The organism is Egicoccus sp. AB-alg6-2, from assembly GCF_041821025.1.
Lineage (GTDB): Bacteria > Actinomycetota > Nitriliruptoria > Nitriliruptorales > Nitriliruptoraceae > Egicoccus.
Map to the genome: position 1 here is coordinate 249,539 of NZ_JBGUAY010000002.1, position 18,213 is coordinate 267,751.

The window sequence follows — 18,213 nt, forward strand, 5'->3', positions numbered from 1 at the left end:
CTTGCTGCCGGCCGTCGACTGGTCGCCGGCTACGCAAGGGAGTTGTCTTCGAGGACGCCGAAAAGTGACATCCGTGCATCTGTCGCACGCTTGTCACCCGCGGACGGCGGTCGGAACAACTCCCTTCACACGGAGGGAGCCATGCGCCTACCTGTCGCCGTGCTCGCGGTCGCCACGTTTGCGGTGGCCGCCGGTTGCGCCCGCCCGCCGGCACCGTCGCCGCAACACGCCGACGCGGCCGGGGCCGCCGCATCGCACGCGGCGTTGGGCCCCGCACCCGCCGAAGAACGGAGCCGGCCGTCGTACGGCCACGGGCTCGATCGGCCCGGTATGTACCGCTCGGGTTGGTCCCGACCGGCTGACGGCGACGAACCCGGTCCGTCGGCAGTCGCGGCCAACGAGATCGTGCGACGCTTCGCGGACGAGCAGTTGACCGTCCTCGACCTGCAGGCAGATCCCGAACCGGCGACGTCACGGCAGGCCACCGTGTACGTCGCGGTCGTGTACGGCACGGGCCATGCCCACCCCGACCATGCCCGCTACCGGGTCCACCTCACCCGCTTCGACGATCGCTGGGTGGTCGTCGAGGTCGAGGCGACACCGTGATCCGCCGGACGGTCGCGGCCCTGATCGTCGGCACACTCGCCGCAGCGTTCGCCATGCTCGGCGCCAGCGCCGACACCGGCCCGCACACCGGCGGGTTCGATCCGACACGGCTCGCCGGGCACGTGCCCGAGCCGATGCTCGGCGCCTACCTCGACGCGGCCGAAACCTTCGACATCGACTGGGCCCTGCTGGCCGCCATCGGTCAGCTCGAATGCGACCATTTCCGCAACCGCATGGCCGGCTGCTGGCCGCCCGGGACCATCAACCATGCCGGCGCCCGCGGCCCCATGCAGTTTGTCGGATCGACCTGGCGCACCGACGCCGACCCCCACGACCTCGAAGTCGCCGGACCGCCCCCACCGGCCGGGCGCGGCTGGGGCACCGACGGTGACGGTGACGGGATCGCGGATCCGTGGTCGGTCTACGACGCCGTCCACGCCGCGGCCCGCTACCTGGTCGAACTCGGCGGCCGCGACGACCCCCGCACCGCCGCTAAGCACTACAACGCCGGCCCCGCCAACTCCGACCCCATCGCCGGCGAAGGCTACGCCACCCGCGTGGTCGAACTCATGGCCGAGCTGCACGCGCTCGCAGGCCACGGCGGCCCCGGAGCACCGAAGCTTGACCCGCCCTCCGGCGGCGCAGCCGGCTGCACCGTCGCGGACCCGACCGGCACCGGCGGCTGCGTCACACCAACAACCGCGGCACTGGTCGCCGGCATCCGGGCCGCCTCCCCCGACGCGCCGATCGCATGCTGGGCACCCCGACCTGCCAACCCCACCTCCGACCACCCCCACGGCCGCGCCTGCGACGTCACCTACGGCGCCATCGGCCGCTTTCCCACACCGTCAGAGCGGGCAGCCGGCTGGGCCCTCGCCGACTGGCTCGTCGCCAACGCCCAACAGCTCGACATCGCCTATGTCATCTGGGACGGCCGCATCTGGACCTCCAGTGGCTGGCGCACCTACACCGGCGGCGGGGTCTACAACCCCAGCCATGCCACCGGCGGCCACTACGACCACATCCACGTCTCGGTCCGCCGATGAACGCCGACCCGGCTCACGGCACAGAGACGCCATCGTGGCGACAACAGGCTGCATGCCTCGGCGAAGACCCGCGCCTGTTCACCGACCCACGACCCGACACCGACGACACCCGCGAAGCCCTAGGGATCTGCCACCGCTGCCCGGTCCAGGCGGCATGCCTGAGCGAAGCACTCGCTCGCCCCGCCAATGCCGACATCGGCATCTGGGGAGCCACCACCGAAGACGCCCGTTTCGCCATGCGCCGCCAGACCGACACCCCCGAGCGACCACCCGCACCAACGCCAGGAATGTTCCGCACGCTCGAGGGCGACCTCACCGACATCACCGGCCGAGGTCTCATCGTCGAGCTACCCACCCCGCCACGACTGCTATTGCTCATCGACCACAAGCCGCAGTTGCGCACCAACAACCTCGACCAAGCATCGCGCCACCTGATCGCCACCCTGCCTGAGCTGCAATCGGACGCGTTGGCGCCGTTCGCGCTCACCGCCAGCGGCGAGCTGACCGAACCAAGCCACCGGGTACTCATCACCCGGCTACCCGTCGCACCCCACCTCCTGCTCGTCCTCGACGGCCGCCCACACGTCCGCACCGACCGGCTCGAACACGCCCACCATCGCGCCCTGAACTGGCTGGCAATCCACCGTCACACCGAACCGACCGGCCCTCCGCAACGCGCGCCAGTCGTGCACATCGGTGACGACGACCACAGGCGCCGGCCGAACAAACGCGCCGCCGAAGGCGCATCCCTGCTGCCTATCGCGAGACGATGACCTGACAACCGAGAACAGCCGCTTCTCGGTAGCCGGCTGCTGTTCCAACCGGGCAGTCGCAAGATCTTCCTAGCGGTCGCCCTAGGGCGCGTCCCGCTGCCGGCCAGAACAGAAGGTGCGCGTGCAAGTGGAATCGGCCAGGTCAAAATGGAGCCGGAAGACTAACCGTGCGTTTGCGCACGGACTTGCGGATGCTCAAGATGGCTGTCCGACTGACCCATACCCGAGCTGCCGGTCGTCGACGCACGAGCCCGCGGACCGGACACCGATGCGATGAGTCCACTACGGCTGCATCCGTTCGGCCGCCCCCTCCGGCCAGGCCCCAGCGACGACGCCTCGTTCTGCAGCGGGCGGTCTATGACCTCGCCTGGTACCGCCCGCGGCTGCCGCTCCGAAAATGGCCCGCAATCTAGGCGCCCGCGATAATGTGAGCCCATGCGCAGATACCGACTGCTCGGCATCAGTTTCGACTCTCGCCCTTCCGTCCTTGGGACTGAGATCTCGTCAGATTGGGATCTGGAGGTACAAGCACAATGGAAGAAGAACCACCGAAGCTTGCGCGAAGACCTGCAGGCCTACTTGGGCTCTGCTGAGTGGGCAAGGAAGGAACAGGATTTTGTTGAACTCGGCCAGGCTCCCTGGATCGTCGTGTTCGACGGATCCGATGAGGTTCAGGAAGTGCGTAACACCTTCGCCAGCGGCAACTATCGAGCCGCGGCCGGTGCAGCCGGTGCCCTCGGCGAGCGATTCCTGAACATGCTCGTTCGAGATCTACGTGAAGAGTTCCCGCCGGCATCCGTTCAACTTGCGCGCAGATGGTCTTCCAAATGGCAGCCGCTAGTTCGAGCACTAGAGGACTGGGGGGTCTTCACCGAGGACCTCGCGGCTGCGGCCATGCGCCTGGCCGCGCTTCGCAATATGGCGCTCCATAGAGGATTCGCGAGCGACGGGCGGTCGGAGGCGATGGAGGCCCATGGCATTCTGCGTACATTGATGGAGGGAGTGCTTGGTGGGCTTCCTCCAACTCGATGGTTCATACAGCACCACGCGCATGAGCCGCTCATCGCGGAGGAGTATGAGGCGCATCCCGTAGTTCAGGTCTACTACGCCCCGCAGTCAGCTTATGTGGGTCCTTGGCACAAGCTTGACTTCGAGCCCGCGCCGGGAGGCATGCGTGTCGTTGTACATGATTCCCACGAGTACGCCGACGTGTCGATATCGGACGACGAATTCCTTGCGCTGCGACGGGAAGGGCCGCCGCTGTCGGACGCATAATCGTCAGCAGGGTGCCCGTGTCGCACGCGAAGATGCACGATCTGCGGACGACAGCTCGACCAGCGCTTAGTAAGACTCCCTGCTTGGACGTCGTAGATGGCGGTCAGACGTGCCGTTCGCGGTGCTTACGATCACGAAGTGCGGCAGGGCCCTCAGGGCTGCGCGACCTACTCGGAGAGTAGCGAGACACTTTGCCGTCACAGCGAAGCCGCGGGGGGCGTCCGCGAGGAGGCACAGCGCCTACATTGCCCCGTCGCCGCGCTTGTGGACACCCTTCTACGGGGCTTCTGCCTTGGGTCTTGCCCTTGGGCCGCTGTGGCCACGGCAAGTCAGTAGCCGTCATCCATCCGGCCACACGCAATGTGCTCTGTTGAGGTCGACCAGTTCGTTGAGAGGAGTCGCGCTTGAGCGTCCGGTTTGGTGGCTCCGCGACGGTGGCAGCCGTGCCCCGTCCGTCCGCCCGCCCGCCCGCCGTCCTTCGGCGAACGTGTTGCGGGGCGGCATGTCGCAGTAGTCGCCTACGGTGCCGCACGCCGACTGGGAGGCAACGGCATGGAATGGGAGCTGCAGCCGGGGGACACCATTCTCCGAAAGCACCTGCACGAGCAGTATGGCGGCAGCGGCCAGGGCGGGATCAATCCCACCAGGTCATCCGACAACGTGTTCGTGTTCACGGACCCTGAGACCGGACCGCAATACGGCTACCTCGACCGCTGGGAGGAGGGCATCTTCCACTACACGGGCGAGGGGCAGAAGGGTCCTCAGAGCATGAAGGCGGGGAACAAGCGGATCCGGGATCACACCCAAGACGGCAAGGCCCTGCGTGTCTTTGACGGGTCGCGAGGCGAGGTTCTATACATGGGCGAGTTTGCTCTGGACACGAGCAACCCGTGGTACTTCGCAAAGGCCCCCGAGTTTCAGAACCCCGACGTCCTGCGGCGAGTCATCATGTTCCGCATGGTGCCGGTCGGGTTGATCTCGACCCCGCAGGGCGTTGTCGTGGCAGGCCACCAGCCCATGGCCGAGGAGACCGAACTTGCCGCCACCGCGGTTGCCAAGCTCGCCGGAGATGGCGCCGGGTCCGGCCAAGGTTTCGCCAACAACGCGAAAGTCCGCCGTGCTGTCGAGTTGCGCGCGATGGCGTTGGCCGAGCAGCACTATCAGAGCCAGGGATGGTCGATCGACGACGTCTCAGCGAACCACAGCTACGACTTGCGAGCCACCCGGAACGGTGTCGAGTTGCACATCGAGGTCAAGGGTACGCAGTCGCGCGGCCAGGAAGTGCTCCTGACCCCGAACGAGGTCGCTCATGCCCGCGCGTATCCCGACGTGTCGCTCGTGGTCGTGCATTCGATCGCCGTGACCGAGACGAAGACACAGGTCGTGGCCGACGGGGGTGAGCTGGCGGTGTACGACCCGTGGTTGATCGACACGGGCGACCTCGCGGCCCTTGGGTATGCGTACACCGTTCCGGGCGTGCCTGACTCAGCATCTTGAGCGCTCAGATCCGCAGGGGCCTCTTCGACTGCCGCTCGGAGTGGCAGTCGGCATCGAGGCGGTCAAACCTGGTCGACAAGGGTTAGTTGAAGCATGGGTGCCGTATGGGTGCCATGCTACAAAGTATCTACAGATCACGCGCCGATACCGGGTGGGATGCAAGGCGGCATAACCGTCGGTCAGAGCCAGGTTTCCGGGATCGGGCGGGCGAGCCGAAATCGGGCGAAACGGGCGGACTCCGGCTCGGCACCCCCGGCGACGGTCTCGAGCACCTGCAATGCGGGAAGGCGGCCAGCAGCAGGCTGGTCTGGAAGCGGAAGTGGTGGAGCATGAATGCGCACCGACCGGGAGTCTCCGAGCCACGGAAGCGCCCGGTCGCCCATGGGTGCGGAGACCATTTCGCGGAGCGATACATGACGTCGCGCATCGCCGTGATTCTATGCTCACGGGCGTTGGGCCGCGAGTGCCCATAAGCGTACGGACCCATTTCGGTTCGCTCGTCGTCAGGAAGAGCGCTCTCTCGGGCGACAGGACAGCGCTACCGGACGAAGCTGGGCCCCGGGCCAACGACAATGTCCGGAAGACTCGGCATGGCGGATCGCCCTGCGAAGCGGAGTGCCAGGAATCACGCAGCCCCGGAGTCGTCCCCTTGCAGCTCATCCAGGAGGGCACGGCCGAATCCAGTGACGCCCCAATGAGTTGTGCTGCCGCCTAGCACTGAAAGGCTCGTGCTCCAGATGCAGCCGTGGCGCATCAAGGCGGCTTCAATCGGCGAGATCATTCCGGACGTGGAGGTCTCAATCATTCGCGCGGCCGCGTCCTGTCGGTCTGGCTCGGCGGCATCCGCTCTACGACGGAAGGCTTCTAACTCGCGCAGATGGGGAACATCGAGGTCGCTCAGGGCGGCGATGATCAGCTGACCCTCATCAACTCTTGCCGTGTCGAGCACCGCTCGTGAAACGGCGTCTGCCATGGCACGGCGCTTCTCACGCAGGGTCGTGCGGGCGCCAGACTCGACTGCCTGCGCGAAGAGCGCCGCTAGTCGCTGATCCTCTTCAAGTCGAGAGACGAGCTCACCGGCGTCGACGGACTCGGCCACGACGCTGGCGGTCTCCCGTGCTCGCTCCCTTCGACGATCCATCTCGTCACCAAAGACCGTGGCGAGCGCCCCGCCCACGAAGGGAACAAGCGAAAGGGCCGCCTTGAGTGCTGTCTCGTCCCTCGGACGGCCTTCCTCATGCCCCATCAACAACCTCTTTCGACCGGTTCAGCCGAACATACGGGCTGAGCGCCGCCCGCGGCGACGATGGCGTGCAGCAACAATGAACGTGAGAGAGCGTGGCAAGGGCCGGTGGTATCCATAGCCTCAACCGAGCCACGAAGCGAGGGAGACCCATCGTGAAGAGCCCGCGCGAAGTCCTGATCAACTTGGCTAACGAAGTGGATGCCGAGTTCGCGCGCCGACGCTCTCAGGCGTTCGTGACCTGGTCCTGGGTCGAACATGCCGCCGCCAGAGTCTGGGCGTCGCCCGACTCTGAGCAGAGGCGTGAGGCGGTCGTCGGCCTCCTCTGCGCTGTCGGGAACTTCAAGCGACAGACACCGATCTCACTGGGCTCGCAGGCTCGCGAGGTGACTTCGCCGCAGCGGTCGACCTCGCTTGAGTTGCCGGGCATCCTGGAAACTCCCGTGATCGTCGATGAGCACCCCCAATCGGTACGAGTGCTCACCCGGGGCGACGGGATTGGTACGGCCACGGCGACAGCCGTTCTCTCCGCTCTGTTCCCCGAGAACCACGCCATCATGGATGTGCGGTCCGCCCCTGTAGCCGCTGCATGGGCACGCGCACTCGCCGTTGCGGCCCCGGGTCCGCATCACGATGACTCCAGACCGGCCGTGGTCTCCGACGACGACTACGCGGGCTGGTACCACGGCGTGGTCCACAGCCTGGCGCTCGAAGCTGTCGTGGGTGTTCGCGCCATCGAACGGGTCTGCTTCTTGGCTCGGGTGAACACCTCGGGATATGAGTCGTGGGACGATTTCGCAGATGCCTTGGTCACCAAGGGACGAGACGGTTGGTCCCGCGGGCTCTGATCCCACGCGGAGCCGTGATGATGTGCGGCTCGTCGGAGCACCGCTGCCGCCCGTAGCGAACGGTGGTTTTGGCCCGAGATCTTGCATGCGGTCCTGCGGTCCCTGGACCGCAGTCACCCTTGGAGTCGCCGGTCGCTCGGACGGACGTGTTCGCCGGATGTTGCGGTCCCGGATGCTTCCGCGTGACAGGGGTTCCGGTGACGCTGTTCGGTTGTCGTCCGGATTACACAGCCGGGCTTGCCGGATTACGGTCTCGCATATTGAGGTTGCGCCGTCCGACGCGAAGCATCCTCAAGGGGGCGGAATGAACAACCCTGGACCGTTGCCGTCGTAGCGTCCGAGTGGCGCACCAGACTGCCTCGAGGAGCCGTCATGCCACGCATCGCTCCCTACGACGTTGGCGTCATCGAGCGCATCGCTAAGGTGATCGGCGACACGGATCAAGGTCTCAAGGGCGGCCAGATCGGCGACTTGCTGGCCAGCCAGGGACTCGCCGACCCTGGCGAGATCACCAAGTGGCGCCGCATCCAACAGGCGCTGCTCGTCGAGCAGCAGCACACTCGTTCCGGGAACTGCGTACTCGCTCTCGTTCAGGCGGCGATGAGCCCTGTCCGCTGGGAGAGCCACTCACACTTCGAGCGACTGCGCGCCGACCTCAACAGCGTGCTGCTCTTCGTTGGTGTCGAACTGCGCGAGGACGGGAACCTCATCCATGTCTCCGCGGCCACCACCCACGATGAGGTTGCCTTGCGGACACGGCGCCTGCGCAAGGAACTCGAGAGGCGCGGCTGCCACTCGGAGGTCTTTCAATACTGCACGCGGGAGCTGCTCGCCGAGGACTGCTTCACCGCCGTCTTCGAGGCGATCAAGGGGCTCGCCGAGCGAACACGGACTCTCGCCGGCGTCGACGAGGACGGCCACGCCCTGGTCGACGTTGCGCTGCTGGGCAGCTCACCGCGGATGGCGCTGAACAGCCTGAGGACCGAGACCGAGCGCAACGAGCAGCGCGGCCTGGCCAACATCATGAAGGGCGTCTTCAGCGCCTTCCGCAACCCGGCCGCTCACGAGACCCGGATTGTCTGGAGCATCAGCGAAGCTGACGCCCTGGACCTGTTCGCCACCCTGTCGCTCGTGCACCGGCGGCTGGACACCGCCGTCCGTGTCCCCCAGGCACCGTGAGTGGCAGTCCGCGGGCGGCGCTCGATGCGGAGACCCTATGTCTCCGATTCTGATCTGACTTGAGCATCACCCGGTTTCGCGCAAGTCGGTCCGCGTCCACTTGATGGGACGGCTGACGAGTGTGTGTCGCCGAGGGTCCCACTGCCAGCATCCGAGGTCTCGCCTCTGCGCCGTCCACGGCAGGACCGAAGTGGCGACGATCACCTGCAACGGGGACGGCAGCCCGACGTCGGGCTCGCCCGCGATGCCCTGTGCCGTCCTGACGTCCCGCGAGCTCGGGATCGCACTCCCCGCCGGGTGCGAGTGCCAAGAGCCGACGTAGCGCAACCGCCCGCCCGAACGGCGGTACTCGTCCACAAGGATGCGGTCGACGGCGGCGCTGTCCGGCTGGAAGGACCCGCGGCGCCGCGTGGCATTTTCGACCCCGGCAGCCCGGACGACGACGAAGTCGCGGTCGACGATGTAGCCGACGAGTGGGCCGCCGGTCTCCAACCATCGCCGGTGTCGTCGCAGCTCGTCGCGGATGTCGTCGCGGATGCGATGGTCGACCCAGATGCGTTCAGCCATGGCGGTGGCAGGCTTCGTGGACCTCGGCCTTTCCAGTGTGCTTCTTGTCGGTGTGAAGGTCATACACCGACCAGTTTTCCTCCAGCTGTTCCGGCTCTCCTCCACTGAGTTCCTGGATCGCCGTCCTTGTCACCAGCGCTGCGAGGTGCGTCGCGGAGAACCCAGGCCCAGGGAAAGCGGGCATCCTGCATGCCACTGGCGTGAGCGGGGTGGCAGGTGCTGCCGCCGGCGGTCGGGGAATCGCCCCGTCCTCCTGGTGCAGCTTAAAGCAGTCGAAGCACGGTCCCTCGCGGCGCTGCAGCAGCAGCTCGCCGCCGTGCACGCCGTAGGACAGCCCGGCGATCAGCAGGCCGCCGACGCTGCGGCGCAGGGCTGCGGCCGTGCGTGCCACGTCCGTGGAACCGGTGGTGTCAATCAAGAGGTCCGCTTCTCCCACTGCGGCGACGACGTCATCGGCGTCCCGGCAGGACGCTCCGAGCCGTGAGGTGATGCCTTTTGCTCGCACGTACGGGTTGTACTCGCGTGCGGCCGCGGCGACGCCGTCGGCCTTCAGGACGCCTGCGGCAGTGACCGGCAGGACGTGACGGACGGCGTTGCCGACGTCGTAATGGTCGTCGTCGATGATGGTCAGCAGGCCGATTCCGGCCTTGGCCAGTTCGATCGCGACGGGTGACCCGAGCGATCCTGCCCCGATGATGGCCACGTGCTTATGCGCCAGACTCTCGAGGCCGGGCAGACGGATCTGACGTGACGCGCGGCTGAGCTCCTGGCCTTGGCTCAGCGTGACAACCCGGTAGGTGCTGCTGGCCTCGCTGTGGATCTGGGTCAGCACCCAGGCGCGACGTTGTTGACCGCGGGCAGGTCCCTCCTCGAGGAAGGTGAAGAAGGCCGCCCGGGGGTTGCTCTTCACACGCCGAAACAGTGCCCGAAGACGTTGAAGCGGAACCACGTCCGCGAGGTTTGTGGCGAGCCCAGGCGGCGGGAGCGGATCGTCGATGGCGTACCACGGAAGACAGATGAGGTCGTCCGGTTCGGCGCCTCCAGCCAGACTCGCCAGTGCAGGATGGTCTTCCGGGACGAGCGGCCGGCCTGAGGCGGTGGTGGCCTTCCGGCTGATCCAGGCTCCGGAGCTGAGTGGCTGCATCCAGATGTTGCCGCGCTTGGTCGGCAGCGTCTCTTCCCACAGCGGGTCGGTAAGGATGAACGCCGGAGCGTTGTAGTAGTAGAACGCCGTGACAGGTTCGGCCCAGGGGACCTCTGAGTCGGCCACGGCCTCGCCCCCGTCCTGCAGGTCGCTGAGGAGCTTCCGCAGGCGAGGGATGAGGGTGTCGGCTGCGCTCCAGGCAGGTGACCAGTCCCCTCCTTCCGGATCAGGGAAGAGGCACAGGTTGCCGCCGGGCTCGTGATGACGTGGGAGGAGGCGGTCCCTCAGGTACGCCCGAGGCATCGCGTCCGGGTAGAACGCGGGGAAGATGATCTGGATGTCTTCCCAGCGGCCCGCTGCTCGGACACGCACCTTGACGACCATGGCATCGCCGTCGGGCTCGTGCTGCGGCTTCAAGCCGACCTGTCGGAACCGCTCCAGCTCCCACTGCAGGCGATCCGGGTCGCGTTCCCACCAGCGCTGCATGCCGTCAGCCGTAGCGTTCGTCACGTGGGGCACGCGGGCGCGAAGCGACGTGTCCGGGAGCGGGAGGGCTCGGCGGTGCGGCTGAGTTGCCTCCGTCGGGGAACGGAGGAAAGGCGTCCCCGAGCAGGTCGCGCCAGAGGTCGTGCGCGTCCTTGGAGGTGCCTGCTGCCAGAGCCTGCTCGGCGATCTCCGCGGCATCGGACAGGTGGTTCTTGAACAGCTCGAAGTCGTCGTCGGACCAGGTCTGGGTTAGGTCCTCGTCGGGCAGTGATGGGTTGCACAGCTCCGGAGGTGTGTCGTGCGGCGCGAGGCGCTCGTGCATGTTGGCCAGCGTGGTGGCGAGGGCTGTGGCATCGTCTGTCTCTCCGGCGGGCAGGGCCTCGGCGACTAGGACCTGAAGAACGATGGACTTGATGCCGCGCCGGTCGTCGTCCTCTGTCTCGTCGCGCCAGCGCTTGAGCATGCGGACGGTGCGGGCGAACTGCTCCGGCTGCTGCAGGCACCAGTCCTGGAACCCCTGCGGGTTGGTCTCCCGCCATCCCGTGTTCCGGATCGGGATCTCGAGATGGCCATCGGCGCATGGTCGGGCCGCGACGACGTCGACGTGGAACGATCCGTATTCGTCATCCTCATAGTTCAGTCGGACGCAGCGCGGCTTGCTGGTGTCCAGACGCTTGGCGTAGTCGTCGCTCTCGGAGAGGATCTCCTCGAGCCTGGTGAAGGCGGCGTCGGGGTCGTCGATGTCCGCTGCGATGATGGCGCAGGAGTCGACGTCGTAGCCGCCGCTGCTGTCGGCGGGACGCACAGCCGTGCCGTTCGGGTACGACCCCTGGAGGAACACGTCGTCGGGCGAGATTTCGGCGTGGCGGACGATGTGGTCCTTCAGCCGGTCCCAGGCGCTCTTGATGCGGTCCTCTGGCTGGGTCGGCAGGGCGATCTTGTCGAAGAACTCGTCGAAGGCGTCACTCGGCGGCATGGGTGGAACCTTCCGGTCGGTGTGGCGGTGTGGGCTGGCGGAGTCGGCGGTAGTGCCACCAGGGCCACAGGCGTGGCAGTAGCCACGGTGAGAGGTGTCGGCGGACGGCGGTTCGGAAGTCGGAGTCAGCGGTCTGCAGGTTGGGGTCGTTGGCGGGGTGAGTATCCTCCGGCCGGGTCCAGCCGCGGACCTCGCGGCGGGGCTGCTCCCATGCCACCTGGAGCGGCTCCTTGCAGGCAGCCTTGATGCACTCGATGAGCTCGTCGTAGGCCAGGGCCATCGTGGGGGATTCCGCTGCGATCCAGCCCCGGTAGTAGTCGACTTGTTCTTGTAGGTCGTGCAGGTGGTTGACGATCTGTCGCTGCGCTTCGGGACTGTCGTCACGACGACGTACGCGGTAGACGGCTTCGATCCAGCCGCGCGCGGCTTGATAGGCGGAACCGAATGTGTCGCGGCGGCGGTCGCGGACCTCCGCCAGGCGACCAGCGAGGTAGGTCAAGAACGTTGCGGTAGCGGCAACGAGAGCAGCCCACGGGATGATGTCCCACAGCGTGGCTGCGCTGTTGGTGGCGGCGTCGGTTGCGATCGTCAGGTCTAAGGCCTTTGCGGTGGTCAGTCCACTCTGCCAGTCGGGTGGGACAGCAAGCCGGAGATCGCACAGATGATGAACGGGCCGCTCGGGCACGTCGAGCGTCCACCGATTCGCCCGCCGGAAGTCCCAGGGCAACCGTGAGGGCTTAGTCCCGACCGAACCCGCGGGTGAACCCGTCGACATCGTTTCCTACGGCCGCCGAGCGCCAGACTAGGGGATGATTTCCCCGTTTCAGAGCAATTGTGGGAGTTCGGGACCACTTGATGGATCGGGTGGAATGGCGTGTTGCTGGGCGTGATCGTCCGATGGTCAGGACTGCCGACGGGGTGTTGGTGCAAGTGCCTCGCGCAGTCGGAGCGTCGCCGGCATCTGACTGCGAACTCGTTGCACTTTGGTGTGGCGACTAGTTCGGTGCGAATGCCCACTCAGAACCCTCTGTGTCAACGACTGGTCCTGTGGTCGAGCTCGCGAGGGCGTGGTGGGAGGACCCGGCGACATGTGTCGCGGGTGGGTGTAGCGTCGGTTGTGGGTCCGGGAGTGACTCGCCGCATCGACGGCCGTTCAGCTGGAATTGCTGACTGTCCTCCCGGGCCTGCTCATGCGGCGGCGTCCAGGGAGTACCGGCGGGCGTCGTTGAGCAGGTGCTGGTAGATCACGTTGGAGAGCTGCCGTTTGAGGGCACGCATCGCCTCGCGGCGGGTCTTGCCTTCGGCCATGCGGCGCTGCAGATAGGCCCGGCCGGCACTGTCGTGTGAGAGCTGGCTGAGTGCGACGAGGTGGATGGCGGCATTGAGCCGCCGATTGCCACGACGGGATAGCCGATGCACGGACCGGTCCGCAGACGAAGCTTCGATCGGGGCCGTGCCGGCGTAGCTGGCGAAGTGTCCTCGGGTCGGAAACCGGGTCATGTCGCCGGCGTGTCCGATGATCACCGCGGCCAGCACGGGCCCGACGCCGACGATGTCGGTCAGGGTCGTGTCCGACGCGGTGACGGCCTGGCGGATGCGGCCATCGATGTCGGCCAGCTGCCGATCGACACGGCGCAGGTCGGCGAGTAGCTCGCGAAGCAGGCCACGGCGATGCTGATCGACCACGCCATCGACGCGCAAGCCCTTGAGTAACCGTGCGACCTGATCTGCGGTCAGGTTGGTCTTGGCACCGCCAGCACGAAGGTGACGGAACTGGTTGTGGATCCGGCAGATGATCCGGTTGCGCTCGTGGGCGATGTGGTCACGGCGGTCTGCGAGCATGCGCAAGATCACCGTGGTGTCCTCGAGCGTCACCGGCCGCAGCCGTTTGCCGTGCAGCGCCGCGATTGCGGTCGAGCGGGCGTCGTGGCTGTCGGACTTGCGGGCCGATCCGCCCGAGAGCAGCCGCACCCGGGCCGACAGGGTTGCGGGCACGTCGATGACCGGCTCACCCGCGCGAACCAACTGTTGGGCCAGCAGCCGTCCGAGACCTGCGGCGCTCTCGACCGCCCAGCGGCGGTCGGGCCAGCGTTCGGCGAATGCCAGCAGCTGGTCGAGTTGGCGGCGGCCGGCGACGAGTCGGAGCTGGTCGAGGACCTGTTCGGTGGTGTCAATGGCCACCGCGGTGTGTGAGCTCTTGTGGGGATCGATGCCAATGATGACGTCCATGCCGTTCTCCTCATGTTGGTGAAGGAGCCACGGCGGACAGTCCTGATGCGAGTCGCCAGTCCTCTGTCGAGTCACGCCGAGGCCAGGCTCCGGCAGGCGCACCTCGTTTTCAAGTCAACCCATTGATGAGGGCGACAGGGGATTTCCGAGCGTTCTGCCGGAGCCCTACGACGCTGACACCAGCGCCAGCCTCGCGCCAGCAGCATCCCCATCAGAGGATTTCCGAGCGGCTTCCAGTTCATGGCCGGACGAGCGAGGCGCCTGCAGCGAGCCCCCTCGTCAGGGGATGCCGGCGACGCGGCACCGAGGGGGTCCGCCCTGGACGTGACAGCGCGGCAATCAGAGGGTTCCCATCCGGATCACCGCGCGTAGGGGCGTCTGTCACCTCCCCACCGAAGAACCCGCCTGGCCCACACGAGTGTCAAGGTACTCGTCCGGAGCTCAAGCTCACGGCGGACCTCGCTGGTTGGCTTGTGCCGAAACCCGCACGGGTTGGTGCCGACGACTTCCAGACCGGAACCTGCGTTCTGAGAACCGTCGATTCGCGGCGCTCAGGACGATAGGCACCCGCCCGCTTCCAAGCGGCTGAGGGCGACCCGCTCGACAATCCCCGCTTCGAGCGCTTCCGCGGAAGCGCCGAGGTCGTAGAGCCACACAAAGTTGGCGGTCACGACCCTGGCCTCGATCGAGGGGTCGCACCGCCAGCAGTCCCCGGGGCCGCGATCGCAGAGACTAGCGCCTATTCGCGAAGGGTGACCTCCACCATGAGCGAGTCTCCCCAATGTCTTGTTCGAGCCACGCCCGAGGGCTCGAGCGCTAGAGTTGCCAGCCCATCGAGAGCAGGCTTGGGTGACGCAGTGAAGTGGCGACCCGGCAGGCGCCGTCATCCAGAAGTCCCAATCCCGTCACCTCCTGACGGCCTTAACGAAGCGGCCAGGAAGGTGTTCGAGGAGCGCGTTCGCAAGTTCGCGGGCGACCTCTACGACGAGGCGGGGCGCCTTGAAGCGGCCCAGAACCCCGCCTCCGAGACGTTGGAGATCACAAGCACGATGATCACCGACGCTGATGTCCAAATTCGGCGCGCTTACAGACGGCAGCGAGTAGACACTATCGCACTACTAGCCGCAGTCGGTGCCAATACATTTGCGCTGCTTGTTGGCGTCGCACTAACCGCCATGGACAAGGGCTGGGGGCAGATACTCTTTGTGGTTGGTGTATCTGGAGCATTGATTCTCAATGCCGCTGCGGTGATTAGGGATCGTTGATATGGAACCGGACTCGTCCCTGGAAAGCCGTCTCTCTCCTGCGGCGCAACTAGCGCTGCAAGAACTCCTCGAGGATGTGCGCGCGGAGATTCTTGCCAGAGCGGGGAGCAAGGCAGCCGGCGCCGGGGAGATAACCGCGACGGATATCATTGCTTCCGCCGAGGCGACACAACGCCGACCGGAGCTTCGTCGGGAATCGATTATTGGGCGCATCCTCAGCCTCTATGCAGGCCTCGGAGTGGTCACCGCAGTGGCGGCACTCGCCTTCGGGTTCGCCGACAGTTTCACGATGCCAGTGACGCTTATCGCCACTACAGGACTGACACTAGCGCTTGTTGCGGCATTCGCTACGGCGTACATGCAGTTGAAGCGCAGCCGCCGGCTGCTGTGGTCTATCGAGCCATCCGGCAGAGAGTCTCCGTTTCTGGCTACCGCTCATTTCCTTAACGCTTGGAACGATCTGGAAGCGATGTCCCGTGAGAAAGTTGCTCTTAGCCTCGGTGAGTCGAAAGCAGGTGAACCCTTGTCCCGCATAGTGGCGTACCTGGCAAGCATGAAGGTACTGGCCGAAGAAGACACCGCCAGCTTCAAGTCACTACTTGAACTTCGGAACGCAATTGTCCACGGGAATCAGGAACCCGACCCGGCCCTTCTGATTGGTTCAATCAAGCGTATCGAGGATCTGCGCAACCGGCTGTCACGCTCTCTAGCGTAACCTGTAATCAGCCGCCGCTATCGCTGTCGGTTCCCGGTAAGTTGGAAGCCGTCTCGGTCGAGCGCCCGTCGGAGTGAAGTGCATCCGGCGCGGTGACGTCCGGGCTGCCCAATCCGAAGCAATTCGAAAAGAGCCGCCGTGCACTCTCTGGCCCTTCCTAGGCGGACCGCATCAGCGAAAACAGCATCGACCCGCTGCTACTTATAGGCCGACTGACGACCAAGCGCGCGGTCCTGCTCACGGGCAGGACCTGGAGCCGGGTCTGCCTGAACGCAGCCGTTCCGACGAAGGCGCTGTCAAGAGCGGCGTGAGAAGGCCCGATGCCGCCATGCCTGTAGCAGGCAAGAGCACCACCGACCTCACCGCTGATCTCGGGCACTGAACCGCCTCCTTGGCTGCTCGCAGTGTAGAGACTGCGCGAGCGTCGCAGTCGTCGCTGCCTCCGCCGAGGGGTGTTTCGGGCGGAGAGTGGCCATAGCGCGCCCGCCCATCATCACGGCGGTGGGTGTGCTCTACTGAAGGCCACTCGGCGTCTCGTCGTACACCTTCACGGACCATGGCACGGTGAAGTACCGCTGCTCGCGGCGACGCTGTAGCAGTACTCGAAGTGTCTCACCCCCTAGAACGCGTAGCGTGAAGCCAGCCGGATCACCCTGACGGACATTCTCGACCACGTAGATGAAGAACTGCGGGTTGCGGTCTGCTTCTTCGACCTGCCGCGGCTCCAGCCACAGGTCCTGTCCCCGCGCCGACCTGCCGTACGCCTTGACCTCGATGAGACGTGGCGGACTTGAGATGTCGGCGGCGGCGCCGGTGCCGCGAGTGTCGACGGCTTCTCGACCGGCCTCGCGCTCGATGCGGAGTACCCACGCAATTGCTGCTTCTTCGACGGCCCGGTTGTGGGTGAGTTCCACGTTCTTACTCCTCGCAGTCCGCCCTTGCGTGCCAACTACAGACAGGAACGCTATGCGTGGTTCGGAATCGAGGACGCCCACACGCGATCACGGTGACGAGCTACGCCCTGTTGAAGCGAACCCGCTCAGCAGTGAGGTTCACGTTCGCGACGCGCCAACCCGCGTCGAGCCACGCTCGGGCTTGAACGTGCCTCCCCTCGTGCTCGTTGGACCACCAGGCCGAGTAGCGCCGCGCTGAGGCCGGTAGGCCGCCAACGACGTCATCGATCTCACGGAACGCCATCTCGACTGAGGCGCCGGACGCGGCCTCCAGGTGGCGACGCAGCGCGCTGTACTTCGACACGACATCCTCCTCGCCCGTAGATCGCGATAGCGACCTTAGGGGTGCATGGAGCTTCGCGGCGAGGAGTTCACGATCACGGCTGTCGCGCGTCGGGCCGCCGTTGGTCGACGCGGTCGGTGCCATCCTGGCCGAAGTCGTCGGGGTGGTCGCCTGGACGGTGCCGATGCAGGTGCACATCCGTGTCGGCTCCCGCGACCGTCGTGCTCGAGCTGCGGCACCTCGGCTCGGGTCAAGCACACGATGCGGGGTCGGCTGGGATGCGGGCAACACCTCGACCTCACGCCCCCATGGCCGCGTGGTAGGCGGGTGTGACTCCGCCGCATGCGCGTGGCGCTGAACGGGTCGACCGCCCCTCGCTTCGAGGACCTTCGCCTTGAGGGCGTGCCCGGTCATCATCGTCGCCGGCCCCTCTCCAAAGGAGTGGACGACACGATGTGCTGCTCGGAGCCAGCGGTAGGTACCGATACGTGGGTGAGAAGCGAGTTGCCAACAATCTCGTGGGGATCGACGCGAGAGAGCGAGTGACGTGGGCGGGGTGACTTCGGCCTTTACACAGGTGTTGTCGGACGACGCCGTCTACGAGTACCGGGCCGACCGGTGGTGGGCAGAAGGCCCACGACTGGCGTTCGTGGGCTGCAATCCGAGCCTGATCACATGGCAGGCTGGCGCCCGCTTGGACCCGACCAGTGCCAACTGCGAGGCGATCGCCTGGCGCGACGGCTACGCCGGGGTAACCATGCTCAACCTTTGGGCGCTACGGAGCACGGACCCGCGGGAGTTGCGCGATCACCCCGATCCGATCGGCCCGGGGTGGGCTGCGGCGTTCGACGAGGCGGTGCGCGACCTGGACTTCGTAGTGGGCGCATGGGGGACCGCTCCCTTCGGCGCCGGCACACGCGTCGCCCGGCGCCGCATCGCTGAGGTAGTCGACCACCTGGTCGAACTCGGGTTGGAGGTGCGCTGCCTCGGCCAGACGGCGGACGGCGAACCGCGCCACCTGTCGCTGCGAGGTGTGTCGAGAGGTGCCCTGCCAGCACTGCAGCCGTTCGTCGGTCGCAGGACGAGGCCGTAGTCGTGCCGCGCAGAGCGGCCGCGGCCTCTGGGGTC

General features: G+C 66.4%; 18 protein-coding genes. 10 read left to right on the plus strand and 8 right to left on the minus strand.

The genetic code is table 11. The features are described 5' to 3' along the window. Positions 1–405: 405 nt before the first annotated feature. The 5 genes from ACERMF_RS03745 (at position 406) to ACERMF_RS03765 (ending at position 5,197) form a co-directional block, all read left to right on the plus strand. Entirely contained in the window at positions 406–606 is a 201-nt protein-coding gene (locus tag ACERMF_RS03745; protein ID WP_373667682.1) for a hypothetical protein, read from the plus strand. Beyond that, entirely contained in the window at positions 603–1,652 is a 1,050-nt protein-coding gene (locus tag ACERMF_RS03750) for a hypothetical protein (protein WP_373667683.1), read from the plus strand. Before ACERMF_RS03745 ends, ACERMF_RS03750 begins: the two co-directional genes overlap by 4 nt. Continuing rightward, on the plus strand, positions 1,649–2,425 hold the full coding sequence (locus tag ACERMF_RS03755) for a WhiB family transcriptional regulator (RefSeq protein WP_373667684.1): 777 nt from the start codon (positions 1,649–1,651) through the stop codon (positions 2,423–2,425). Before ACERMF_RS03750 ends, ACERMF_RS03755 begins: the two co-directional genes overlap by 4 nt. A 555-nt stretch (positions 2,426–2,980) precedes the next feature. Beyond that, positions 2,981–3,700: a hypothetical protein gene (locus tag ACERMF_RS03760; protein ID WP_373667685.1), complete on the plus strand. Its 720-nt coding sequence runs from the start codon at positions 2,981–2,983 to the stop codon at positions 3,698–3,700. A gap of 552 nt (positions 3,701–4,252) precedes the next feature. Continuing rightward, a complete protein-coding gene (locus tag ACERMF_RS03765; protein WP_373667686.1) occupies positions 4,253–5,197 on the plus strand; it encodes a DUF3883 domain-containing protein in 945 nt (314 codons plus the stop codon). Positions 5,198–5,822: 625 nt separating this feature from the next. On the opposite strand, the gene ACERMF_RS03770 is transcribed toward ACERMF_RS03765, so the two are convergent. Continuing rightward, positions 5,823–6,443, minus strand: coding sequence for a hypothetical protein (locus ACERMF_RS03770; protein WP_373667687.1), 621 nt, complete (start codon positions 6,441–6,443; stop codon positions 5,823–5,825). A 152-nt stretch (positions 6,444–6,595) separates the two neighbouring features. Here ACERMF_RS03770 and ACERMF_RS03775 point away from each other — a divergent pair, with 152 nt between their 5' ends. Next, positions 6,596–7,288 (plus strand): hypothetical protein, encoded by a 693-nt coding sequence (locus ACERMF_RS03775; RefSeq protein WP_373667688.1) that lies wholly within the window; start codon positions 6,596–6,598, stop codon positions 7,286–7,288. A 372-nt stretch (positions 7,289–7,660) separates the two neighbouring features. Further along, the gene (locus ACERMF_RS03780; RefSeq protein WP_373667689.1) at positions 7,661–8,467 is read left to right on the plus strand and encodes a TIGR02391 family protein; all 807 of its coding nucleotides are present in this window, start codon (positions 7,661–7,663) and stop codon (positions 8,465–8,467) included. A gap of 66 nt (positions 8,468–8,533) precedes the next feature. Here the strand turns inward: ACERMF_RS03780 and ACERMF_RS03785 are convergent, their stop codons facing one another. The 5 genes from ACERMF_RS03785 to ACERMF_RS03805 form a co-directional block, all read right to left on the minus strand. Next, positions 8,534–9,034: a Mov34/MPN/PAD-1 family protein gene (locus ACERMF_RS03785; protein WP_373667690.1), complete on the minus strand. Its 501-nt coding sequence runs from the start codon at positions 9,032–9,034 to the stop codon at positions 8,534–8,536. Next, positions 9,027–10,664 (minus strand): ThiF family adenylyltransferase, encoded by a 1,638-nt coding sequence (locus tag ACERMF_RS03790; protein ID WP_373667691.1) that lies wholly within the window; start codon positions 10,662–10,664, stop codon positions 9,027–9,029. Before ACERMF_RS03790 ends, ACERMF_RS03785 begins: the two co-directional genes overlap by 8 nt. Before the next feature lie 4 nt (positions 10,665–10,668). Continuing rightward, positions 10,669–11,640 (minus strand): nucleotidyltransferase, encoded by a 972-nt coding sequence (locus ACERMF_RS03795; RefSeq protein ID WP_373667692.1) that lies wholly within the window; start codon positions 11,638–11,640, stop codon positions 10,669–10,671. Beyond that, positions 11,627–12,325 (minus strand): hypothetical protein, encoded by a 699-nt coding sequence (locus tag ACERMF_RS03800; protein ID WP_373667693.1) that lies wholly within the window; start codon positions 12,323–12,325, stop codon positions 11,627–11,629. The genes ACERMF_RS03795 and ACERMF_RS03800 overlap by 14 nt, the downstream gene beginning before the upstream one ends. A gap of 503 nt (positions 12,326–12,828) precedes the next feature. Beyond that, a complete protein-coding gene (locus ACERMF_RS03805; protein WP_373667694.1) occupies positions 12,829–13,971 on the minus strand; it encodes an IS110 family transposase in 1,143 nt (380 codons plus the stop codon). Between the two features lie 839 nt (positions 13,972–14,810). Here ACERMF_RS03805 and ACERMF_RS03810 point away from each other — a divergent pair. Then, on the plus strand, positions 14,811–15,134 hold the full coding sequence (locus tag ACERMF_RS03810) for a hypothetical protein (protein ID WP_373667695.1): 324 nt from the start codon (positions 14,811–14,813) through the stop codon (positions 15,132–15,134). A gap of 1 nt (position 15,135) precedes the next feature. Beyond that, positions 15,136–15,849, plus strand: coding sequence for a hypothetical protein (locus tag ACERMF_RS03815; protein ID WP_373667696.1), 714 nt, complete (start codon positions 15,136–15,138; stop codon positions 15,847–15,849). Between the two features lie 512 nt (positions 15,850–16,361). On the opposite strand, the gene ACERMF_RS03820 is transcribed toward ACERMF_RS03815, so the two are convergent. Beyond that, positions 16,362–16,763 carry a protein NO VEIN domain-containing protein gene (locus ACERMF_RS03820; RefSeq protein ID WP_373667697.1) on the minus strand — a complete coding sequence of 134 codons (402 nt, stop codon included), beginning with the start codon at positions 16,761–16,763 and terminating at the stop codon, positions 16,362–16,364. Between the two features lie 100 nt (positions 16,764–16,863). Then, on the minus strand, positions 16,864–17,106 hold the full coding sequence (locus tag ACERMF_RS03825) for a hypothetical protein (protein WP_373667698.1): 243 nt from the start codon (positions 17,104–17,106) through the stop codon (positions 16,864–16,866). A gap of 535 nt (positions 17,107–17,641) precedes the next feature. Between ACERMF_RS03825 and ACERMF_RS03830 the strand changes: the two genes are divergently transcribed. After that, on the plus strand, positions 17,642–18,178 hold the full coding sequence (locus ACERMF_RS03830; RefSeq protein ID WP_373667699.1) for a DUF1643 domain-containing protein: 537 nt from the start codon (positions 17,642–17,644) through the stop codon (positions 18,176–18,178). Positions 18,179–18,213 lie beyond the last annotated feature (35 nt).

Excerpts from the sequence above, each read along its gene's own strand:
- ACERMF_RS03785 (WP_373667690.1), bottom strand. The coding sequence starts at position 9,034 with ATGGCTGAACGCATCTGGGTCGACCATCGCATCCGCGACGACATCCGC.
- ACERMF_RS03815 (WP_373667696.1), top strand. The coding sequence starts at position 15,136 with ATGGAACCGGACTCGTCCCTGGAAAGCCGTCTCTCTCCTGCGGCGCAA.
- ACERMF_RS03790 (WP_373667691.1), bottom strand. The coding sequence starts at position 10,664 with ATGCAGCGCTGGTGGGAACGCGACCCGGATCGCCTGCAGTGGGAGCTG.
- ACERMF_RS03765 (WP_373667686.1), top strand. The coding sequence starts at position 4,253 with ATGGAATGGGAGCTGCAGCCGGGGGACACCATTCTCCGAAAGCACCTG.
- ACERMF_RS03780 (WP_373667689.1), top strand. The coding sequence starts at position 7,661 with ATGCCACGCATCGCTCCCTACGACGTTGGCGTCATCGAGCGCATCGCT.
- ACERMF_RS03770 (WP_373667687.1), bottom strand. The coding sequence starts at position 6,443 with ATGGGGCATGAGGAAGGCCGTCCGAGGGACGAGACAGCACTCAAGGCG.
- ACERMF_RS03755 (WP_373667684.1), top strand. The coding sequence starts at position 1,649 with ATGAACGCCGACCCGGCTCACGGCACAGAGACGCCATCGTGGCGACAA.
- ACERMF_RS03795 (WP_373667692.1), bottom strand. The coding sequence starts at position 11,640 with ATGCCGCCGAGTGACGCCTTCGACGAGTTCTTCGACAAGATCGCCCTG.